This is a genomic window from Komagataeibacter ossonobensis (assembly GCF_057359305.1).
Map to the genome: position 1 here is coordinate 1 of NZ_JBXAYQ010000037.1, position 19,991 is coordinate 19,991.

At 59.9% G+C, this 19,991-nt stretch carries 16 protein-coding genes, 2 tRNA genes and 1 pseudogene; 2 read left to right on the forward strand and 17 right to left on the reverse strand.

Going from position 1 to position 19,991, the window contains the following annotated elements; translation table 11 throughout:
* Window positions 1-1,138 precede the first annotated feature (1,138 nt).
* The 5 genes from AC1RQ9_RS15150 to AC1RQ9_RS15170 form a co-directional block, all read right to left on the reverse strand.
* Window positions 1,139-2,245 (reverse strand): hypothetical protein, encoded by a 1,107-nt coding sequence (locus AC1RQ9_RS15150; protein WP_485987626.1) that lies wholly within the window; start codon window positions 2,243-2,245, stop codon window positions 1,139-1,141.
* A gap of 148 nt (window positions 2,246-2,393) precedes the next feature.
* The gene (locus AC1RQ9_RS15155; protein WP_485987627.1) at window positions 2,394-3,188 is read right to left on the reverse strand and encodes a polyprenol monophosphomannose synthase; all 795 of its coding nucleotides are present in this window, start codon (window positions 3,186-3,188) and stop codon (window positions 2,394-2,396) included.
* Window positions 3,189-3,365: 177 nt separating this feature from the next.
* Window positions 3,366-3,442: transfer RNA gene (locus AC1RQ9_RS15160), tRNA-Pro, on the reverse strand.
* 55 nt (window positions 3,443-3,497) lie between these two features.
* A complete protein-coding gene (locus tag AC1RQ9_RS15165; protein WP_193733175.1) occupies window positions 3,498-4,082 on the reverse strand; it encodes an LOG family protein in 585 nt (194 codons plus the stop codon).
* Between the two features lie 45 nt (window positions 4,083-4,127).
* On the reverse strand, window positions 4,128-5,330 hold the full coding sequence (locus AC1RQ9_RS15170) for an MFS transporter (protein ID WP_193733174.1): 1,203 nt from the start codon (window positions 5,328-5,330) through the stop codon (window positions 4,128-4,130).
* 198 nt (window positions 5,331-5,528) lie between these two features.
* Between AC1RQ9_RS15170 and AC1RQ9_RS15175 the strand changes: the two genes are divergently transcribed.
* The gene (locus AC1RQ9_RS15175) at window positions 5,529-6,104 is read left to right on the forward strand and encodes an NUDIX domain-containing protein (RefSeq protein WP_193733173.1); all 576 of its coding nucleotides are present in this window, start codon (window positions 5,529-5,531) and stop codon (window positions 6,102-6,104) included.
* Window positions 6,105-6,287: 183 nt separating this feature from the next.
* On the opposite strand, the gene AC1RQ9_RS15180 is transcribed toward AC1RQ9_RS15175, so the two are convergent.
* From AC1RQ9_RS15180 to AC1RQ9_RS15195, 4 genes are all read right to left on the reverse strand, one after another.
* The gene (locus AC1RQ9_RS15180; protein ID WP_485987628.1) at window positions 6,288-7,022 is read right to left on the reverse strand and encodes a methylenetetrahydrofolate reductase; all 735 of its coding nucleotides are present in this window, start codon (window positions 7,020-7,022) and stop codon (window positions 6,288-6,290) included.
* Between the two features lie 28 nt (window positions 7,023-7,050).
* Entirely contained in the window at window positions 7,051-7,965 is a 915-nt protein-coding gene (folD, locus tag AC1RQ9_RS15185) for a bifunctional methylenetetrahydrofolate dehydrogenase/methenyltetrahydrofolate cyclohydrolase FolD (protein WP_485987629.1), read from the reverse strand.
* Window positions 7,966-8,150: 185 nt separating this feature from the next.
* Window positions 8,151-9,722 (reverse strand): Do family serine endopeptidase, encoded by a 1,572-nt coding sequence (locus tag AC1RQ9_RS15190; RefSeq protein ID WP_193733170.1) that lies wholly within the window; start codon window positions 9,720-9,722, stop codon window positions 8,151-8,153.
* Between the two features lie 120 nt (window positions 9,723-9,842).
* A complete protein-coding gene (locus AC1RQ9_RS15195; protein WP_485987630.1) occupies window positions 9,843-10,316 on the reverse strand; it encodes a nucleoside deaminase in 474 nt (157 codons plus the stop codon).
* A gap of 230 nt (window positions 10,317-10,546) precedes the next feature.
* Between AC1RQ9_RS15195 and AC1RQ9_RS15200 the strand changes: the two genes are divergently transcribed.
* Window positions 10,547-10,681 (forward strand): hypothetical protein, encoded by a 135-nt coding sequence (locus AC1RQ9_RS15200; protein ID WP_485987631.1) that lies wholly within the window; start codon window positions 10,547-10,549, stop codon window positions 10,679-10,681.
* A 220-nt stretch (window positions 10,682-10,901) separates the two neighbouring features.
* Here AC1RQ9_RS15200 and AC1RQ9_RS15205 read toward each other — a convergent pair whose 3' ends face one another.
* The 8 genes and pseudogenes from AC1RQ9_RS15205 to AC1RQ9_RS15240 all read right to left on the reverse strand — a co-directional run bounded on the left by AC1RQ9_RS15205 (window position 10,902) and on the right by AC1RQ9_RS15240 (window position 19,979).
* Window positions 10,902-11,678: a histidine phosphatase family protein gene (locus AC1RQ9_RS15205; RefSeq protein ID WP_485987644.1), complete on the reverse strand. Its 777-nt coding sequence runs from the start codon at window positions 11,676-11,678 to the stop codon at window positions 10,902-10,904.
* A gap of 25 nt (window positions 11,679-11,703) precedes the next feature.
* Window positions 11,704-13,812, reverse strand: a complete 2,109-nt coding sequence (locus AC1RQ9_RS15210) for a hypothetical protein (RefSeq protein ID WP_485987632.1) — start codon at window positions 13,810-13,812, stop codon at window positions 11,704-11,706.
* Entirely contained in the window at window positions 13,794-14,552 is a 759-nt protein-coding gene (locus AC1RQ9_RS15215) for an RluA family pseudouridine synthase (protein ID WP_485987633.1), read from the reverse strand. Before AC1RQ9_RS15215 ends, AC1RQ9_RS15210 begins: the two co-directional genes overlap by 19 nt.
* Complete coding sequence (locus tag AC1RQ9_RS15220) at window positions 14,549-17,353, reverse strand: DNA translocase FtsK (protein WP_485987635.1); 2,805 nt, start codon at window positions 17,351-17,353, stop codon at window positions 14,549-14,551. The genes AC1RQ9_RS15215 and AC1RQ9_RS15220 overlap by 4 nt, the downstream gene beginning before the upstream one ends.
* A gap of 157 nt (window positions 17,354-17,510) precedes the next feature.
* Complete coding sequence (gene rsmD, locus AC1RQ9_RS15225) at window positions 17,511-18,086, reverse strand: 16S rRNA (guanine(966)-N(2))-methyltransferase RsmD (protein WP_485987636.1); 576 nt, start codon at window positions 18,084-18,086, stop codon at window positions 17,511-17,513.
* Window positions 18,086-18,862 carry a pseudouridine synthase gene (locus AC1RQ9_RS15230; protein WP_485987637.1) on the reverse strand — a complete coding sequence of 259 codons (777 nt, stop codon included), beginning with the start codon at window positions 18,860-18,862 and terminating at the stop codon, window positions 18,086-18,088. The genes rsmD and AC1RQ9_RS15230 overlap by 1 nt, the downstream gene beginning before the upstream one ends.
* Window positions 18,859-19,598, reverse strand: a pseudogene (locus tag AC1RQ9_RS15235) (gamma-glutamyl-gamma-aminobutyrate hydrolase family protein). The gene AC1RQ9_RS15230 and the pseudogene AC1RQ9_RS15235 overlap by 4 nt, the downstream one beginning before the upstream one ends.
* A 305-nt stretch (window positions 19,599-19,903) precedes the next feature.
* Window positions 19,904-19,979 (reverse strand) — tRNA-Lys (locus tag AC1RQ9_RS15240).
* Between the last annotated feature and the right edge of the window lie 12 nt (window positions 19,980-19,991).

Here is a 19,991-nt window from a genome sequence, read left to right on the forward strand (position 1 = left end):
GAACAAAACCAAACTGCTGGATTGGCTTATCTCCCTTGAAGCCCGAAAGCCAGCTCTGTTTTATGGCGGCGCGTTTTATATATGCCTGTGCATATCCAACATGTTTGCCGAATACAGGGAAGAAGTCTCACGCCTGAAATCGTCAATACATATTCACTGGCATCATAAAAGTTAAGATCAGTCTTTTTTACAGTCTGGTTTGGGTATGATGGCGTTTTTTATAAAGATACCAGCCGGAATGTAGCCTTGCTTCCCGGTTCCTGTTTGGTGAAATGCAGGTCGTTATGCCCTGCGTGATCCGAGACTGCCAAATCATGCTGCTGTTGTATCCTGATCGTCAATGATTTTTGGGACCGCATCGGACGACAGATTGTCCAGCAGGACAGCAGCAGCCTTGAGAAATCACTGACTCGGCCGGCTGCCAGGTGAAGGCAGACAGGGTGTCCCTGACCATTGCACCACGTGGCGTTTTGAGTTCAGGCTGCCCCTCTCAGGTGTGCGATATGGTGCAATGAGATCGCTATCCGGTGAATTTTCAGGTGCGTCGTATCATTAGGCGCCTTGATCTGCCTATTCCGTCAAGACAGCAGAAATCCGGTCGAAAATTTTCAGCCAACTCCAGCGAATGAAGCGATTGATTATACAGCATTTTACGGAAACCATATGTTTCCGGCGCATCTTCCATTGAAGCCTATTATGGATCAGATGGACGATTTCTCTCAGAACATGGCGGTCATTCACCCGCAATGTCCGATGTGCCAGAGGAAAAACGGCTCAATCCACGCCATCTGACTTTCAGGCAGAAAAAAACAGGTCACTCACTGGTCTGCCTCCATGCAAACCTGTGGTCACCAATCGTTATTCAGTTCAATAAATTAATGGGGCCTGATCCTAATACTTCCATCGATTTTGATGGCTGGTATAAGCCCCTCGAATCTCATTTGCTTCATATTCTCCCAATGTAATATTGTGCAAAATATAAAAATTACGGTAATTTTCACTAACGTGAGGACGAAAGCATAACGTAATCGCAAATAAGTTTACTATGCTCAATAAAATAATAACAAAAAACTTGGGCATGTACTGTCTTGTCATAATATATGATTTATGCTTTTTGAACATTTTATGCCCCTCAATTTTAATACAATATATTTGTCCCATATGACCAAAAAACTGTAATCCCCATCAATATGACAAAAAATAATCCTATGGAAATATTACGCGCCATCTTGTTCATATCCATGAGACATGCATAGACAATCATGAAAAAGAATGGATTCGCCATAATTATTCTATGAATAGACATAAGACTGGAAGAAAAGGCAAACATAAATATAACGAATAACGTCGTTGCCTCAACATACAGCTTTTTCTGGAAGCCCTTATATATAACGAACATATCCAGAATTGCAGATATAACCGAATTTATATGGCTTCTATTTTGAATCTGATAGAGCATCCAATATCCAGGAATATGAAACCTCCGGTTCCATCCAATCTGGATATGGGAAAAAGCCAAGCTATCACCAGTCAAATAATAAAGATAAATCATAAATAGTGACAGACCAGCTCCACCCGCCGTCAAGAGCAGTAGCGTATTCACAATAGACGGAACCAATTTGTCCAGTTGTCTATCGGGCAACCTGGCCTTGCCTGCCTGTCGCCATTCATTGAAAAAATAAAATGCAGAAAAAACTATGACACAAAAAATACCTGTAGGGCGGCTAAGACACAGTAAAAATGCCCATAGGCTGGCCATGTACAGGCGATTATTTAGTAATGACCAAGCCATTCCCATAAGGAAAAGCCCGAACATACATTCGGTATATTGTATTCTTAGCCATAAAGTCGGGGGGAAAGTCAAAAAAAAGAGAATATAAATTCGGAAATCAACAGGTCCATATTTTTTATTTTGATATAGGTAACATAGATACGCCAAAAAAGGCAGAAGAAGAGCGTTAATTACTATACCTGCATTGGGCATTGATAACCCCGTCAGATATATAACGCCCTTCATTGCCAATGGGAAAGCCGGGAAAAATGCCCAATTGGCCTGCCCTAACCAATAAGGCGCAAGCGTTGGCGCCCGATCATATCCTTGCTGAATAATCCGCCCATATGCGTTGGCACAATCCCACTGACAGGATGCTGTCCCTATGCCCCCATATGGCAAGTCCAATAACGCTATAATTCCCAGCACCACCACATGGACAAGCAGAATATATGGAAAAATCTTGTTTTTCACTAGGTTCTCACTAACCAAGCAAGCATATCAAGCAGGCGCAGGAAATATAAACATCAGCTTACCAAACTGTTTTCAATAGACAGTGAAAGTAACCTGAACATTTCTCTAGCGGTACGTGTTCCGACATTTCCGAGACGGATAATTAATATCAGGACGCAGAAACAGAAGGTAATTTACGTTTCTTTGTCCGGAACATATGGTGCGCAATCATCTGCCCGAACTGGATCAGCACCTTGCGGCCCATCTTGCTTTCCCCTTCATGACGTGACCGGAAAACAAATGGCAGTTCAATCACGCGCGGAGCGGTTTTCTGTACCATCAGCAGGTCAAGAAGGATCTTGAATCCCGTACCCGACAGGTCGCATACCGATCTGACAAACAGATCACGCCGCACAGCGAAAAAGCCACTCATCGGGTCGCTGACCTTCACGGGCAGGCATAGCTGCGCGATCCGGATACCTGCATTGGACAGGAACAGTCGCCACCAGTTGGCCAGGCCACTATTGTCGCCACCTTCCACATGCCGACTGCCGATCGCCACATCGTAACCCTGGTTCTGGATGGCATCGAACATCTGGCCCAGCAGCCGTTCGTCATGCTGCATGTCGCCATCCATCACCGCCACGACCGGCGCCGATGATGACAGAATTCCCTCGATCACGGCAGAAGACAGGCCACGACGTCCCATCCGCAGAATGCCACGTACCCGGCTGTCTGCCTGCGCCAGTCGCCAGACTTCATCTATGGTGCCGTCGGGGGAGGCATCGTCAACGAAGATCAGTTCCCAATCGAGATGCACCAGAGCCTGATCCACCGCGTGAAACAGGGAGGCGACATTTCCACGTTCATTATAGCACGGGATGATGATGCTCAGGACCGGCCCCGGTCGGGATATACCTTTTTCATGCGACTCAGACTGCGAGGGGACTGAAGAAGCTTGCATGGTCGGTAAAAATTCCTAGGGCTTTACATGAATGGCGATGCGGCAGGACGTGCCGCAGGCAGTCCCTCATTCCAAGGGATCATGCGTAAAGGATTTCCTCTACGGCTGCAATATAAGCGGATATGCCGCCTGAAACGAAAACAGGCCAGTTACCAAACGGCAACCGGCCTGCGAATCTGGTCGGAGTGAGAGGATTCGAACCTCCGGCCCCTGCGTCCCGAACACAGTGCTCTACCAGGCTGAGCTACACTCCGTTGCAGGCCGCTATACAGGGCTGCTGCATTTAAGGCAAGGGGATAGATGAAAGAATTACAGCGTACTGACCCTGTCGCGTGCATCCGCCTGCACCGGCAGGGCCGCCAGCGCTGTCATAAGGGTTGCGACATCAGGCACCACCGCAAACAGGTTCCGCGCGGAGGGAGAGGCAAACCCATCCGTGATACAGGCATCCACCATGGCCAGCAGCGGATCAGCCCAGCCCGCCACGTTGACGATATAGATCGGCTTGTCATGCTGGCGCAGCTGTCGCCATGTCATGATCTCGATCGTCTCGTCAAAGGTGCCAAGGCCACCGGGCATCACCACAAAGGCATCGGACTGCGCGAACATGCGCGCCTTGCGGTCATGCATGCTGTCGGTCACGGTCAGGTCGGTCACACCTTCATGCATGATCTCACGCGAATGCAGGAAGGCGGGAATGATTCCCGTCACAGCCCCGCCCGTGGCCAGGACAGCATCCGCCACGGTGCCCATCAGGCCTACATGCCCGCCGCCATAGACCAGCCTGATCCCGGCCTGCCCCAGCGCCGTACCCAGCGCGCGCGACTGCGCCGCGTATTCCGGCCGGGAGCCGAAACGTGATCCACAAAAAACGGCAACAGATGAAATCTGCATCTATCCAGCTCAGCTCCCCACAGGACTATCGACCCGCCACGCCACTCAGCGCGGCAGGAATTTCAACATAATGGTTACACCCACACCCGCCAGCGTGAACAGGGCGGATACCAGAAACAGCGCCCCATATCCCATTGTCTGGATCACCAGCCCCAGCAGGGGACCGGACAGGCCCACAGCGATATCAAGGAACACGGAAAAGGCCCCAAGTGCCGCCCCCCGGTTTTCCGGTCCCACACGCGCCACCGCCAGCACGCCCATGGCCGGAAACACAAGCGAGAAACCTGCCCCCGTCAACGCGGCACCCAGCGCGGCACCCGTAACCGAAGAACACTGCCACAATACGCACAGCCCCAGCGTTTCCACCAGCAGCGACACGAACGTGACAACCAGACCGCCGCGCCGGTCGATCTGCCGGGCGAACAGGAACCGCATCATCACGAATGTCAGGCCGAATCCGGTCAGCGCGGTTGCCGCCCCGCTCCAGTTATTATGGGCGTAGAATAGCGCAAGACAGGCCGAAATCGTCCCGAATCCGACAGACCCGCAGGCCAGCACCATTCCATGCGGCAGCACACGCCTGAAAACGGCATGGAATGGCATCGGCGGCGCCTTGCTGGGCACGGGCGGCACGGGGGCATATTGCCGCGCCAGCACGAAACCGAACAGGGTCAGCCCCGCTGACAGCAGTCCCACAACCGTAAGGCCCCCATATGGCAGCGGCAGTCCCGACAGGATCTGCCCGATGGGCGCCCCAAGGGCGATGCCCCCATATGAGGTCACACCATTCCATGATATGACCTGCGCCGTGCGGGCCGCACCGACACGCCCGATATTCCACATGATGGCGCCCGTGGCCGTCCAGCTTTCGCCAATGCCCAGCAGGATGCGGCTTGCAATCAGCAGCACCACGGACAGGGCCGCGAAATGCAGCAGCAGTCCCGACAGCATGAGCGCCGCACCCGACAGGGTACACACCGCAAGGCCAACCACCACCGTGGGTTTCGCCCCCCGGCGATCCGCCAGCCGCCCGGCACCCGCGCGGGAGGCAAAGGTGGCAAGGTACTGCACGGACACCGCCAGCCCCGCCAATACCGTGTTATAGCCCAGAACCTGATGCACAAAGACCGGGATGACCGCCATCGGCAGGCCAATATCAATGTAACACAGAAGATTGAACAGCACGACGGGCAGTATCCGCCGTGTGGGAGACCCCGATGCAGCCTGCGGCCCGGTCATGATACGCATAAACTCCGTAATGAAAAACAAGCGCCCCGATCAAACGCGGATACCAGCAATACCGTCCGTCCCACAAAATCACTGTGGAGCAAAAGCACCATAGGGCTTATGGAAAAACCTGAAAAAACCAACCCATGGCCATTCGTTCCCGCACGACTGCCCTGTGCGGGATGCATGCAAGCGTGATCTGGAAGGATTCAGGACCCCATGACACAGTCGCCCAAACCGGATGCCGGTGGCTATACAACCGTTTCCAGCCGTACTGCCTATGAAAATCCATGGACCCGCGTGCGTGAGGACATCATCATCCGTCCCGGCGGCAAGCAGGGACTGTACGGCGTGGTGGAACGGGAGGATTTTGTCGTGATCCTGCCGCTATGGGACGGTCCGGAAGGGCCGCGCGTCACACTGATCCGCCAGTACCGCTATCCCATTGGCAAAAGGATGTGGGAACTGCCCATGGGCATGTGGGAACACCGTCCCGATGCCACACCCGAAGAGGTGGCGCGGGGCGAACTGCGTGAGGAAACCGGCCTGATCGCCGGACAGATGCGCGATGCGGGCCTGATGCACCAGGGGGCGGGCTACACCACCCAGAAAGGCCGGGCCTTTCTTGCCACCGGCCTGCAACAGGGCCAGCACCAGCGTGAGGAAACGGAGGAGGACATCACCACCCACACCGTCACGCTGAAGGAAATGGAAGCCATGATCGTGGACGGGCGCATCACCTGCATGGTCACGATCGCGGCATTCGGCCTGATCCGGGCGCATGGCTGGATCTAGGTCTGCTGACACGCCGACTGAAAGACTGTTTGAAAAGTCAGATCATGACAATGCCTTAAAATCAAAAGACGTTTTTTGGTGAAGCTTTTTTCAAAAAGCTTCAGGGAATGCCGCCTTTTTGGAAAAAGGCGGCACCCGAAAACTTTTATTATTTTTGATCAATAAATTGTTTTCAAACAGTCCTCAACGGCGGAGTGGCGTCAGGTAACGTTCCAGATTGACGCGCAGCGGCATGAGATAGGTATTGCCACCCGCCTGCGCCACCGTGTCCATCATCTGACGTGCAAAAGCGATGTTGGCGTCCAGTGTCGGATCGAAATCATGGGGGAAAATGACGTGATTCGTCGTTTCCCAGTATGAACGTGACCTGGGGCCAATCACGGGGGAAATACCCCAGAACACGTTTTCCCCATGCAGCCAGTTCATGCACAGGTCCAGCATGCGCATGTCAAAAATGGGCTGGGTGAAGAACCCCGCCGCGCCGGCTTCCTTCTTGCGCGCGATGGACTCCATTTCCTTGTACGGTGCACGGCGGTACGGATCGAACGCGGCATAGACCGTAAGATGCGGCGCCTCACGCCGGTAGCGGGCGATCACACTCTCGCTGGTATTGGGATAGGTGCGGTGCTTCAGGTCCGATGGCGGATCGCCCTTGACCACCAGTACCTCATGCAGGTCCGGGTCATCCACACCCGGCAGTGGCGCGTCCGGCGCAATGTCGATGGCGCGGATATGGGGAACAACGCGGGGGAAAACCGGGCGGATCAGGGCAGCCGCCTCCCAGCTGCGCAGGGGAAAGCGCAGCAGGTCGGGAATATTGATCATCTGCGCATCAGGAAACAGCCGGCTGACATCCCCCGCATCGCGCAGCAGCGTTTCCCGGTCACGCGGGATCAGTTCAACGGAAATCAGCGTCATGTGTTTTCTCCTGTCTGCGGCGGGGCGTTCAGCCCGCCCGTCCTTCCACCAGTGTCCGGGCCGCATCAAGGGTGTTGCGCAGCAGGCAGGCAATCGTCATGGGACCGACACCACCGGGCACGGGCGTAATCAGGCCCGCGCGCTTTACGGCTTCATCAAACTTCACATCACCCACCAGCCGGGTCCTGCCATTGGGTAACGTGACACGGGAAATACCGACATCGATCACCGTGGCCCCCGGCTTGATCCAGTCGCCACGCACCAGTTCGCGCACACCCGTCGCCACCACCACGATATCGGCCTGCCGGGCAAGGGATGCGGTATCGCGCGTATCAATATGGGCCACAGTCACGGTGCAGCCCTCACGCAGCAGCAGTTCCGCCATGGGACGACCGACCAGGTTGGATGCCCCGATCACCAGCGCGTCCTGGCCACGCATGTCGCCCACGTAGTGACGCAGCAGCAGCAGGCAGCCCAGCGGCGTGCAGGGCACGATGCCCGGCAGCCCCAGCGCCAGCCGCCCGGCATTGACCACGCCCAGGCCATCCACGTCCTTTTCGGGAATGATCGCATTGGTAACCGCTACCGGGTCCAGCCCGTTGGGCAGCGGCAACTGCACAAGAATGCCATGGATTTCGGGATCGACATTCAGCCGTTCGATCAGACCCAGCAGTTCCTTCTGCGATGTGGTGGCGGGCAGCATGTGCATGAACGACCGCATGCCCGCGCGATGGGTCTGCAGCGCCTTGTTGCGCACATACACCTCGCTGGCAGGATCATTGCCCACCAGCACCACCGCAAGGCCCGGCGTAATGTGATGCCGGTCATAAAAGGCGCTGACATCGGCGGCGATATCCTGCGTCATGCGGGCCGCGAAGCCCTTGCCGTCAATCAGGCGCGCGGCATGGGGTTCCTGCGCATCGGCTACTGCTGGACCGGTCATCATCCCTCCGGAAACGAACGTGGCGATGCCAGCAGATAAGGCAAGAAACCATGGCGCGACAATCATCACCCGCCGTTTTTCTGGCTCATGCGGTAAAAAAACCGGCTTTTTCGCCTTTGGCGCACAAAAAAGGCCGGGACACTACTGCCCCGGCCCGCGCCGCCATCGCGTGATGGTGGATGGTGTTACTGGTCGTCTTCGTCGGTGCTGGTCGTATCGGAATCATCGCTGTTGGGGCTGACGGCCACAAAGACGCTCTGCCCGTTACGCACAACCCGCAGCAGGACGGAATGATTGGCCTGCAGGGCCTGACGGATGGCGGAAACCGTGGCGCGCGGGTTTTCCACCGGCACTTCGCCCACGGACTGAATGACGTCACCCGCATGGATCCCGGCCTGTTCGGCAGCGGAACCGGCCTGCACGTCACTGACCACCACACCGCGTATGTTTTCCTCCAGCCCAAGCTGCTGGCGCAGGTCAGGCGTCAGGGGCGCCAGCGTTACACCCAGTTTGGGCCCCTTATCCGCATCATGGGAGGTATCACCCACCGTGCCATCGGCCGTGCCCCCCTTGCCCAGGCTGGAAATCAGGACACTGGCGGTCTGCGGCTTGTTGTTGCGCAGGTAGGCAATCGTGGCCTTGGTGCCCGGCACGATGGTCGCCACCTTGACCGCCAGCGTATGCGGCGTATCGATGGGCTGGCCATTCAGTGCGGTAACAACATCCCCCGCCTTCAGCCCCGCCTTTTCCGCGGGACTACCCGAACTGACGCTGGCCACCAGCGCGCCGGTTGCCGGCGTGCCGGAAGGCGACGGCTTCATGCCCAGCGCACTGGCCATGGACGGCGTGATCGCCTGCGCCGTGACGCCAAGGTAACCACGGGTGACATGACCGGTCTTTTCAAGCTGGTCGACAATGTTCTTCACGGTATCGGACGGAATGGCGAACCCGATCCCGATCGACCCACCGGAGGGTGACAGGATGGCGGTGTTCACACCCACCACCTTGCCATCCTGCGTGAACAGTGGACCACCGGAGTTGCCACGGTTGATCGGGGCATCGACCTGAATGAAGGAATCATATGGACCATCACCGATGTCACGGCCACGGGCCGAGACGATACCGGCCGTGACCGTACCGCCAAGACCGTAGGGATTACCCACGGCAACGACCCATTCACCCGGTTCGACCTTGTCCGAATCCCCCAGTTCGATGAAACGCAGCTTGCCCGATGGCGAGACCTTGAGAAGGGCTATATCCGTCTTGGAATCACGCCCCACGATCTTGGCGGGCAGCGCCGTGCCGTCATCCAGCGTCACGGTAACCTTGGTCGCACCCTTCACCACGTGGTTGTTGGTCACGACATACCCGTCGGGTGAGATGACAAAGCCCGAGCCACGGGCCTCCACGGTATGATGGGCCTGCTGCGGCATCATCTGGAAGGGAAAGGGAAACGGGAAGCCACCGGGCATGCCGCCCTGCCCGCCGTCCTCGCCCATATCCGCGTCCTTGATCCGCGCCGTGATGGACACAACGGCCGGTTTGACCTGTTTGACGAGGTTGACGAAATTCGGCAGCTGCTGGATCTGGGTGTCAGGGTGGATCACCCCGCTGTCTTCCGCCCGCGCAAGGGGAGCCGAGAGCAGGCATCCCCCCATGACGGTGCTGGCCACAAGTGTCGCCAGCAGCCGGCTCTGGCGCCGACGGGGGGAAAGGGTGTTCGACCGCGATACGTCTGACATGGCATCCCTGAACATGGTTGTCCTGCTGAAATCTCGAAACGACGGACGGGACCGACCGCCGGGGCTTACAGTCCCATTGCCTGCATTGTGCCGCAAGACAGCCGACCCGTGTTATACCGTTGCATGACAAATAGGTTAGGCACGCAGGCGCTGGAAAAAATTCCGTAGCAGCTGCCCCGCCTCACGTTCGCGCACGCCGCCCACGGTTTCGGGGCGATGCAGGCAGCGCGGCTGCGCGAACAGGCGCGGGCCATGTTCAACACCGCCGCCCTTGGGGTCATAGGCCCCGAACACGATCTTCCCCATCCGGAAATGCGTGGCCGCGGCGGCGCACATCGGGCAGGGTTCCAGCGTGACATACAGCGTGCAGTCCGCGAGGCGCTGCCCGCCACGCTGCACGCTTGCCATGCGCATGACCTGCATTTCCGCATGGGCGGACGGATCGCCCCATTCCTCCACCCGGTTGCCCGCGCGCGCCAGCAGCATCCCGTCCGGGCCGGACAGCGCGGCCCCCACCGGAACCTCGCCACGGTCGGCGGCCGCACGGGCTTCCTCCATCGCGATATCCATGAAATGCGCCGGCACGGGACGTGAACGTGTCATACGCATACGATAGCAAGCCCCCCTTTACCCGCAAGACCAACCGGCCACGCCGTACAATTGTCCATGACCAGCCATTTTTTTATGGATTGGCACAACTACAGCCTGACAGTATCGTTTCACACAAGTGACAGTTGGCAAAGAAACCCCACTGGCACCATGGCAGATCGCAACAGGCCAATCCCGTCCCGGATCATATACCCATCCGGGGTATGGATGACCGCACTGGGAGTAAGGTGATGCATACGCTCACGCTTGTTCTTGCCACTGCCGCCATTGTGGCGGGGATGGCCGCGTCAGACGACCTGCGCCGCGCACCGCAGGCCAACGAGACCTGTGTCCTGACCTGCATGCTGCGGTCAGATCCACACTGACAACCCGCTTTTCCACGCTGGAATCCGGTCAGACATGGATTGTGGCATGGAAAATAACAAAGTTGTTTCGGGCGTCACCTTTCTTCAGAAAGGTGACGTTGCCTGAAGGTTTTAACAAAAAGCTTCACCAAAAACTTCTTATGGTTTTGATGCCTCATGGCCGATCGATAGGTAACGCCGTGTAAAGGCTGTCACCATATTGCCTTTACACACCACGATTTCAGCAGTTTCTGAAATCAGGCGCCACCATGGCAGGCTGTTCCGCGTCCTGTCTGGCCCATTCCGGGGTCTCACCCGCCCTGTCGGACGGGGCGGGTACAGGCATGGGCAATTCATTGACTGTCACGATACGCCACCCCTCTGGCAGGCGTTCAATCACGCTCAGCGCCAGGTTCTGGATGGAAAAATGCAACGCCGTTTCCGCATGGATGCGCAATGCATGGGCCAGTGCCGCGCGAATGGCGCCCCCGTGACTGACCACCACCATGTCCTGCCCCGCATGTTCGGCTGCCAGACGGTCAAGGCACGCACCCACACGGGCACAGACCTGCACCATGCTTTCGCCATCCGGCGGCAGTTCGGTCGCGCTGACGGACCAGAAAGGATGCGCGGGCAGGCTCAGCCTTTCTGGCAGGGTATCATGCGTAATGCCGTGCCATTCGCCCATGGACTGTTCGGTCAGGCCGGGTTCCACCTGCCATTCATGCGGGCCATAGCCCGCCTGCTGGATGGCACGCGCCGTCTGCTGTGTGCGTGACAGGGGGGATGTGAACCATAGCGCCGGATGCGGCAGGCGACGCGCCAGGGCTTCATACATCCAGCGCTGGGCCACAAGGCTGTCCGGGCACAGGGGCACATCCATCGCGCCATACAGCCGCATGCGGGCATTCTGTTCCACCAGTGCATGACGGATCAGCCAGAATCGGGTCACCCCTTTCTGTAACTGGGGGGTATCAAGAAAATTGCCGTGGTTGGTCTGTATGCTCACGCTGGACATCCATTGAACGGGTAGGTCATGAAATTCATGCAGGCAGAATGGCCCGCGCCTGCCAGCCACGCGGCAGGTAGGTCTGTACCGGTGCCGCCGTGCTAAGCTGCGACCAGTGCCGCAGGATCAGGCTGATCTTGTCAAGAATCCGCCCGACATTACGCACTTCGCGCCGCAGGCGCTCGGTCGGGTCCATGCCTTCATGTGATGGCTCCCCCGCAACCAGCCGGGCGCCTGCGGAAATACGCAATGCCCCCACGATCACACCGGGCCGGCCGGGATGCGCCAGCGGCACGGGCTGGCCTACATGGCACAGGACGCTGGCAAGGGCCGCATCGGGATCATCAGGTCGGATCAGGCCGGACAGGTCGGTATTGAGCCACGCATACAGCCGCCGCGCATCCGGCAGGGCCAGCGGGTGGAAGGTCTCCACATCACTGCCCGGCGCCCGCACGAAAAAACAGATGATGGTCGGCAGCGTATCCCACGCATTGTCCATGGCCGCACGGTCGGGACGCACTGGGGGCAGGATTTCCAGCGCGGAATCCGCCATGATGCGGCTGGTGACGGCAGACAGGAAACCATGCAGCCGGTCATGGATCACCGCGCGGGGAATGCGGCTGATCGCGTCCATTTCCGCCAGTGCCGCGCACCAGCGCAGGATCAGGCCGATATTATGTCCCGCAGGCAGCCCGGCCACCGCCCTGCCCTGCGGCCATGCATGGCGATAGCTGTAGTCCCCCAGTCCCACGGGCACGGGATGCGGACCATCCAGCCTGCACCGTACCCCTGCGGGCAGCAGCAATGCCCCGCAGAAAGGCGGACCGGTAAAGAATTTGGATCCGGTGACCATGACCATCCAGCCCCGATCCAGATAATCCCGCACTCGCAGCGGGTCCAGCCGGGCCTGACAGGCATCCACCACTACGTCGGGACAATCTTCTGACCTGCCCACCGGCGCGCAGGCCAGTTCCAGCGCGGCCAGCCCCGGCGCCAGCAGCCCGGTCTTGGACAGATCCAGCCGGTGCAGCAGCACATGCCGATCCGCCGCGCGCATTTCATGGGTCAGGCGACACGTCTCGGCATCGACATCCGCCGCCGGACGCACATGGCCCGCCGCATCACGCATCGGCACATTCACCACCAGCGTATCGGTGGGAAAACCGGCGATGGGCGCCCCGCGTGTCACATGATGGCCAAGGGCGGTATCATTGGCGAAATGACACCCCATGGCGGCCAGAGGCACGCCGCTGCCGGTTTCCTCCGGCGCAAGCAAGATATTGCTGATGGGCCGACCACCGGGCGCCAGCGCAGCCAGCGCCAGCGCATACAGTTCGCAATCCGTGCCCGATGGAGCCAGAACGACCCCTTCATCCGCTTCAAGGCCGAAATGCGCGGCAATGCGGGCCTGTATATCGCCATCCAGCGTTCGCGCTGCATCCTCGCCCCGCCCGTGCAACGCACCGGCCAGCAGGGACAGACGCGCCGTCTCAGCCCCCGCGAAACCCCGTTCGGACAGCGATGATGCCGTGGAGGACGCAAAGGTGATGGCCCATGGCCGGGGCCGGTGCGAACAGCCGTAATGGTTCAGTCCCGTGACAGGGTCCACGGCCAGACGGGCGTCGCCGCCCGTGGCCATCAGGTTTTCGGTCGGGCCAAGGATGGGCCACAGGGCACACAGGGCGTCATGCAACGCGCCAAAGGCACACGGTCCGTCCGGCAATGACAGAGTGGGCTGCAAGGGTGCGAGGGCAAACCATATCTGTTGCAGGATCGTGGTGGAAGGCACCTGTGCCGCCGCCATCTGCGGTACCCATGCCGCCGGTGCATCCGCATCCGACCGGCCGGTATCAAGATACCAGAACAGGGCTGCCGTACGCGCGGCACAGAAGGCAGCACACAGGGCCCTGTGCGGCGCGATTTCCAGTAGCGGGGCCAGTTCCAGCGCGTGACGCAGGAAAAAGGCAGTTTTTTCCTGCTGCCCCTGCGCAGGCAGTCCCAGCACGATGGCCCCGCCGAGCTGGACATGAAACGGCAGGTCCAGCGTGGGATCCAGCATGATCTGCCGTTCGCCCGCAATCACCCGCAGGTCCGGTCGTTCCAGAACGCGCAGCAGTTCCTGCGTCAATGTGTGGGCGAACACCGTGTCACTTCCTTTTCCACGCTGTCAGGTGGCACGGTCCAGCCAGCCTGATCCATGATACGGCGCATATGCTCCGGTGGCATGGCCGTGGCTTGCACGGGCACATCCAGTGGCAGATGGATGCTCCGGCTCATAAGGTGTAGCGCCCCTGCGTCGCGTGCGCCATAGCGCGTGTCGCCCCGTATGGGACACCCGATCGCAGCGCAATGCGCACGGGCCTGATGGGTCCGTCCGGTTTCCAGAACCAGTTCCAGCCAGCTTATGGGCTGACCCGCGCCATCATGCCCCATCGCCCGTACGTGCCAGCGCGTCCGGGCGGGCTGACCACCGGTTTTTACCGGCTGCATCCGCCACTGCCTGCCCTGCTCCACCCGCGCAAGCGGTGTATCGATCACGCCCTGCAATGCTGCGGGGGTACCCTGCACAATGGCCCAGTAGGTCTTGCGCGCCCGTCCCGCCGCAAAACATGCCTGCACCGCAACCAGCGCCTGCTTGCGCAGCGCAACCACCAGGCAGCCCGACGTATCCTGATCCAGCCGATGCGCAAGCCAAGGGCCGTTCCGGTGGCGCGACAGGGCGGGAAACCAGTCCTCGACACTGGCGCCACCAGCGCGACCGGGATGGACCGGCAGGCCCGGCGGCTTGTCCAGTACCACAAACCGGTTATCGCGGTACAGGACCGTGAATGGCAGGGCGGCAGGCGCCTGCCCTGCCCCGCGCTGCATGGCGTGGGGTTTCATTCGTCTTCCGTATTGCGGCGCATCAGAACTTCACGGCGGCCGACATGGTTGGCCTCGCTGACCAGGCCTTCCTTTTCCATCTGCTCGATGATCTTGGCCGCACGGTTGTAGCCGATCGACAGATGGCGCTGGATGAAGGACGTTGATGCCTTGCCTTCGCGCGCCACGACCTCGACCGCCTGCGCGAACAGGCCGTCTTCCTCCGCTCCGCCGGCGGGGGCTGCGAAGGGTTTGCCGGAACTGTCTTCTTCCTGCGGGGAAATGACGTCATCATCATAGATCGGTTCCCCCTGCGCGCGCAGGAAGGCGACGACGGCCTCGACCTCACCATCATCCACGAACGGGCCGTGGACACGTGTGATCCGTCCGCCTGCCTGCATGAACAGCATATCCCCGCGTCCCAGCAACTGTTCGGCCCCCTGCTCACCCAGGATGGTGCGGCTGTCGAACTTGCTTATGACCTGAAAGGAGATACGGGTAGGAAAGTTCGCCTTGATAGTACCGGTAATCACATCCACCGACGGGCGCTGGGTGGCAAGGATCAGGTGAATGCCCGCCGCGCGCGCCTTCTGCGCCAGGCGCTGCAGCAGGGCTTCGATTTCCTTGCCCGCCACGATCATGAGATCGGCCATCTCGTCCACCACGATGACGAGATATGGCAGGGAATCGAGGGCAAGCTGCTGTTCCTCGAACGTGGGCTTGCCGGTTTCCGGATCGTAGCCGGTCTGTACGCGCCGGGTCACGATTTCCCCGCGCGCACGCGCTTCGGCCACACGTTCGTTGTAGCTTGCGATGTTACGCACCTGCAGGTGCGCCATGCCACGATAACGGCGATCCATTTCCCGCACGGCCCATTTGAGTGCCGCGACCGCCTTGGCCGGTTCCGTCACCACGGGTGTCATGAGGTGGGGAATACCCTCATAGATCGAGAGTTCAAGGATCTTGGGGTCAATCAGGATCAGGCGGCACTGCTCGGGCGAAAGGCGATAGAGCAGTGACAGGATCATGGAATTCACGCCCACCGACTTGCCCGACCCGGTGGTGCCCGCGATCAGCAGGTGCGGCATGGCGGCGAGGTCACTGTAAACCGACTCGCCCGCGATATCCTTGCCCAGCGCAAGGTTAAGGCGCGCACGCGAATGCGCCCATTGCGGATCCATGAGCAGTTCGGAGAAATAGACCGTCTCACGCCGTGTATTGGGCACCTCGATCCCGATCACATTGCGGCCCGGCACGGTGGCGATACGTACGCTGAGTACCGACAGGGAGCGCGCCACGTCATCGGCCAGGCCGATCACACGGGCGGCCCGGATGCCGGGGGCGGGCTGCAGTTCATACAGGGTTACGACCGGGCCAGCGTGATAGGCGACAATTTCACCCTGTACCCCGTATTCCGACAGCACGGTGACAAGCTGCGTGGCATTGGCGTGCAGCAGTTCCTCGGTCGGCTTGGTGGCCTCGTTCGATGGCGGGGGCTTGAGCAGCGACAGCGGCGGGAACTGCCATTCCGGCTGTGGCGGGGGCGTATAGGTATCTTCCGGGGGAGCAACGGGCGCAGTGGGGGCATAATCTGGCGTGCCGGGTGCCACCTCCTCCTCCGCCCGTCCCGCACCGGAGAAAAAGCGCGACAGCAGCGTCGGACGCGCAGGTTCCTTCGCCGCCACCGGCAGGTCGTCATCATGGGGGGCGGTAATGACGGGTCGGGTATCCCGTGTGTTGGTATCCTCATGCCATGGCACCTGATCCGATACCGGTGCGGAACCGTCCATAAGCAGGGGCTGGGTAATTTCCTCGTCCATACCCGGCGGGTGCATCCAGCTGGTCTGCAGCGAAACCTGCGCAGGCTTGTCCCCCTCCGCCTTGCGTCCTGCCAGCGCTGGCCGCTTTGTCTCCGGCTTTGTGGTAGGTGCGGGCATGTTCTTCTGCCCCAACGGTTTGGCCGCCTGCGGGTCGGCCACGGGCATCATGGCCGTACCGGACGCCGGACGCACCGTAGCCGGCACCGGGTCCGTCCCCGTTTCGTGGCCTGTATCCGGAAGGGGCGCGTGGAAGGGAGACGGATCCCGTGCGGCCTTTCCCCCGCCGGAATACGGGGCCGTATCCACTACCGTCCGTGCCTGCGCCCTTTCCCCCGTTACCCGGCGCAGCCATACGGCCAGAACCATGGGCTGACGCAGCAGAATCCTGATCCCGCGACCGATGCCCCGCCATTCCGACAGGGACAGGGCAAGGGCCAGCAGCACCAGCAGCCCCCCCAGCACCAGCCCCAGCAGCCAGACAACAAGCGGCCCCCCCCGCCCGACAAAAACGGTGGCAGCCTGAATGGACATATGCGCCACCGACAGGCCGACCGCACCACCCGGCCCGGCCTGCGTTGGCCATAGCGGGCCCTGAAGCGCGGGCAGCAGCAATGGCACGGCCGCAATGTCCGCCGCAATGACCGGCAGCGCGCAGACCAGTGCAATGATGCGCAGCAGGGCCGATGCCAGCCCATGGTGCCGGATCAGCCGCCACCCCCATGCCAGCAGGCAGAAAATGGCCAGGACATCCACGATCCCGAAATTCTGGAGCATGAAATCAGCCATGTACGCGCCCGGCCGGCCCAGTAGGTTGTCAGGCGGCTGCGCGCTGGATGTATTGGCCGACGGATCGCGTGGATCATAGCTCCACAAGGCAATGGCAAGACACAGCGCCAGACTCCACAACCCCAGTCCTCCCGCTTCGGTCAACCGGTCGCGCAGGCGCGACCGCACCGGGCCAGAGGACAGCGAGTCAGGGACAAAACGGCTGAAAATCGCCAAAAATCCATATCCTGATCATAGGCCCCGGCATGGGCATGCCAATAGGGACCAAACGCACAAGGGAAATGACCATTGCACTTCATTTCCGTCAAACGACACCACTATAACCCCGTCCACACCATAGACAGAAGGCCGCTGGCAAAAATACGGCAATCAATTATGCCGCGTCGTCCGCCCCGTGTCGCCATGCATACAGGCACGCGGCCCCATGCTTACGTTCAAGCAGAAGCCGGTCAGCGGCAACCGGGGCGGATTCCGCCGCCGCCGTTTCAACCACCACCAGGGTTGCGGGATGCAGCCAGCCGCCACGTTCCAGCACCGCCAGCGCGCGGGTGGGCAGGTCCTGGTTATACGGGGGATCCAGAAAAACCAGATCCACCGGGCCGGATGCGCCACGCACAGGCAGGCGCAGCATATCAATCGCACGGATCATCACGCGATCGCCCATGCCGCAGACCGTGACATTTTCACGCAAGGCCCGCAGGGCGGCGCGGTTCTGTTCGATAAACACGGCACTGGCGGCACCGCGCGACAGGGCTTCCAGCCCCAGCGCCCCCGTGCCGGCGAATCCGTCCAGAACGCGCGCGCCACGCAAAAAGTCTATCCCCGCCCATGGCGCATGGGCGAGCGTGTCAAACAATGCCTGCCGCACACGGTCCGCCGTGGGGCGCGTGGTCTGCCCCGGTGGCGCATGCAGGGTACGGCCGCGACAGTCACCCGCGATGATACGCATTACGCCCTGCGCTGCGACTTGGCGGCAGGCAGGCCGGGGACCTGTTCACGGATGACCTTGCCGGTCACTTCCTCCAGTTCACCACGCTGCAGCGTGCCAAGCTGGAACGGACCGTATGACGTGCGGATCAGGCGGCTGACATGCAGGTTCAGTCCCCGCATGACCTTACGGATCTCGCGGTTCTTGCCTTCACGCAGGGAGACGGTCAGCCATGCATTGTCCCCCTTGGCGGAATCCAGCTGTGCCTCGATCGGACCATAGCGCACACCCTCGAATTCACTACCATGAGCGAGCGAGGCCAGCATCCGTTCATCTACCACCCCGAACACCCGTACGCGGTAACGACGTATCCAGCCATTGCTGGGCAGTTCCAGCCTGCGGGCCAGTTCGCCATCATTGGTCAGCAACAGCAGGCCCTCGCTGTTCAGGTCAAGTCGCCCCACGCTTATGACACGCGGCAGTCCCGGCGGCAGGGAATCGAACACGGTCGGGCGGTCTTCGGGATCGCGATGGGTTGTCACCAGACCATCGGGCTTGTGGTACCGCCACAGCCGCGTGCGGTCGGGCGCGCTGACCACATTATTGTCCACCTGAACGATATCGCCCCCGTCCACGAACGTGGCCGGATGGGTGACGACCGCGCTGTTCAGCCTGACCCGGCCTTCGGCAATCATGCGTTCCGCATCGCGCCTGCTGGCAACGCCAGACCGGGCCAGCCATTTGGCAATACGGTCACCCCGTTCCTGGTTAGATGGGGGGGAATGGTCCTGTGTCATGTTCGTGTCTGCCTCGCCGCGTCGATCAACCCTTCGAACAGGAGACGGTCCCCTGCCGATATGCCAAATTCCGGATGCCACTGCACCCCGATGCAAAATGGATGGCCGGGCAGTTCAATGGCCTCGACAACCCCATCAGGCGCTGTAGCACAGATTACCGCCCGTCCTGCATCCCCTACTGCCTGATGGTGGGACGAATTCACCGCCAGCCGGTCCCGACCCACCAGCCGCGCCAGATGCGTACCGGCGACCACATCCACCCCGTGTCCGGGTTCATCACGCGGATTGGGCTGCTCATGCGCAAGGGCTGCGGGATAGGTATCGGGAATGTGCTGTACCAGTCGTCCCCCCAGCACGACAGCCAGAAGCTGCATGCCGCCACATATGCCAGAACCGGAATGCCACGCATCATGGCGGCATCGATCAGGGCCGTTTCCGCTGCCGTACGCCGGGGCTTGGTCTGCACGCTGGCATGCTGGCCGAATGCGCCATATTGATCCGGGGGCACATCAAACGCACCGCCGGTCACCACCAGCGCATCCAGTCGCGCGACCATGGCTGCCGCCTGCGGCACGTCATGGCCCAGAGCGACCGACAGCCCGCCGCAGGCCGCGATCATGTCCATGTAATTCTGGCGGATCGCATACCATGGAAAACGGGAATATCCGGCCCTGTCATCCGTTGCGGGCGGTTCACTGTCCAGTGTGACCCCGATCAGGGGAGGATGGGATGTCATCCTGCCTGCCATGGAAACTGTTTCAGAAGTCTGCTCACGCAATATCCTGCAGATCAGTAAGAAAATTTTTGGTGAAGCTTTTTTCAAAAAGCTTCAGGAAGTGTCCCCTTAAAAAAAGAAACATCCGAAACTTTCATTACTTTTTATCAAGGGGTTCTTTTGCAACAGTCCTTAACGGAAGATCCGGCCAAAAGAAATGGCAATGCGACTACGTGCCATTGCCCCATGCCCCACCGGAACCAGAATACAAAAAATCCCCACCGGCGATGCCGTGATGGGGATTTCTGTAATCCTGTTAAACCCTATGGTGGGCGCACAAGGGCTCGAACCTTGGACCCGCTGATTAAGAGTCAGCTGCTCTACCAACTGAGCTATGCGCCCACAGGGTTACCC

Coding starts and splice junctions, on each gene's coding strand:
- AC1RQ9_RS15155 (WP_485987627.1), bottom strand. CDS start 3,188: ATGCAAGCTTCTTCAGTCCCCTCGCAGTCTGAGTCGCATGAAAAAGGT.
- AC1RQ9_RS15165 (WP_193733175.1), bottom strand. CDS start 4,082: ATGCAGATTTCATCTGTTGCCGTTTTTTGTGGATCACGTTTCGGCTCC.
- AC1RQ9_RS15170 (WP_193733174.1), bottom strand. CDS start 5,330: ATGCGTATCATGACCGGGCCGCAGGCTGCATCGGGGTCTCCCACACGG.
- AC1RQ9_RS15175 (WP_193733173.1), top strand. CDS start 5,529: ATGACACAGTCGCCCAAACCGGATGCCGGTGGCTATACAACCGTTTCC.
- AC1RQ9_RS15180 (WP_485987628.1), bottom strand. CDS start 7,022: ATGACGCTGATTTCCGTTGAACTGATCCCGCGTGACCGGGAAACGCTG.
- folD (WP_485987629.1), bottom strand. CDS start 7,965: ATGACCGGTCCAGCAGTAGCCGATGCGCAGGAACCCCATGCCGCGCGC.
- AC1RQ9_RS15190 (WP_193733170.1), bottom strand. CDS start 9,722: ATGTTCAGGGATGCCATGTCAGACGTATCGCGGTCGAACACCCTTTCC.
- AC1RQ9_RS15195 (WP_485987630.1), bottom strand. CDS start 10,316: ATGCGTATGACACGTTCACGTCCCGTGCCGGCGCATTTCATGGATATC.
- AC1RQ9_RS15200 (WP_485987631.1), top strand. CDS start 10,547: ATGCATACGCTCACGCTTGTTCTTGCCACTGCCGCCATTGTGGCGGGG.
- AC1RQ9_RS15205 (WP_485987644.1), bottom strand. CDS start 11,678: ATGTCCAGCGTGAGCATACAGACCAACCACGGCAATTTTCTTGATACC.
- AC1RQ9_RS15215 (WP_485987633.1), bottom strand. CDS start 14,552: ATGAAACCCCACGCCATGCAGCGCGGGGCAGGGCAGGCGCCTGCCGCC.
- rsmD (WP_485987636.1), bottom strand. CDS start 18,086: ATGCGTATCATCGCGGGTGACTGTCGCGGCCGTACCCTGCATGCGCCA.
- AC1RQ9_RS15230 (WP_485987637.1), bottom strand. CDS start 18,862: ATGACACAGGACCATTCCCCCCCATCTAACCAGGAACGGGGTGACCGT.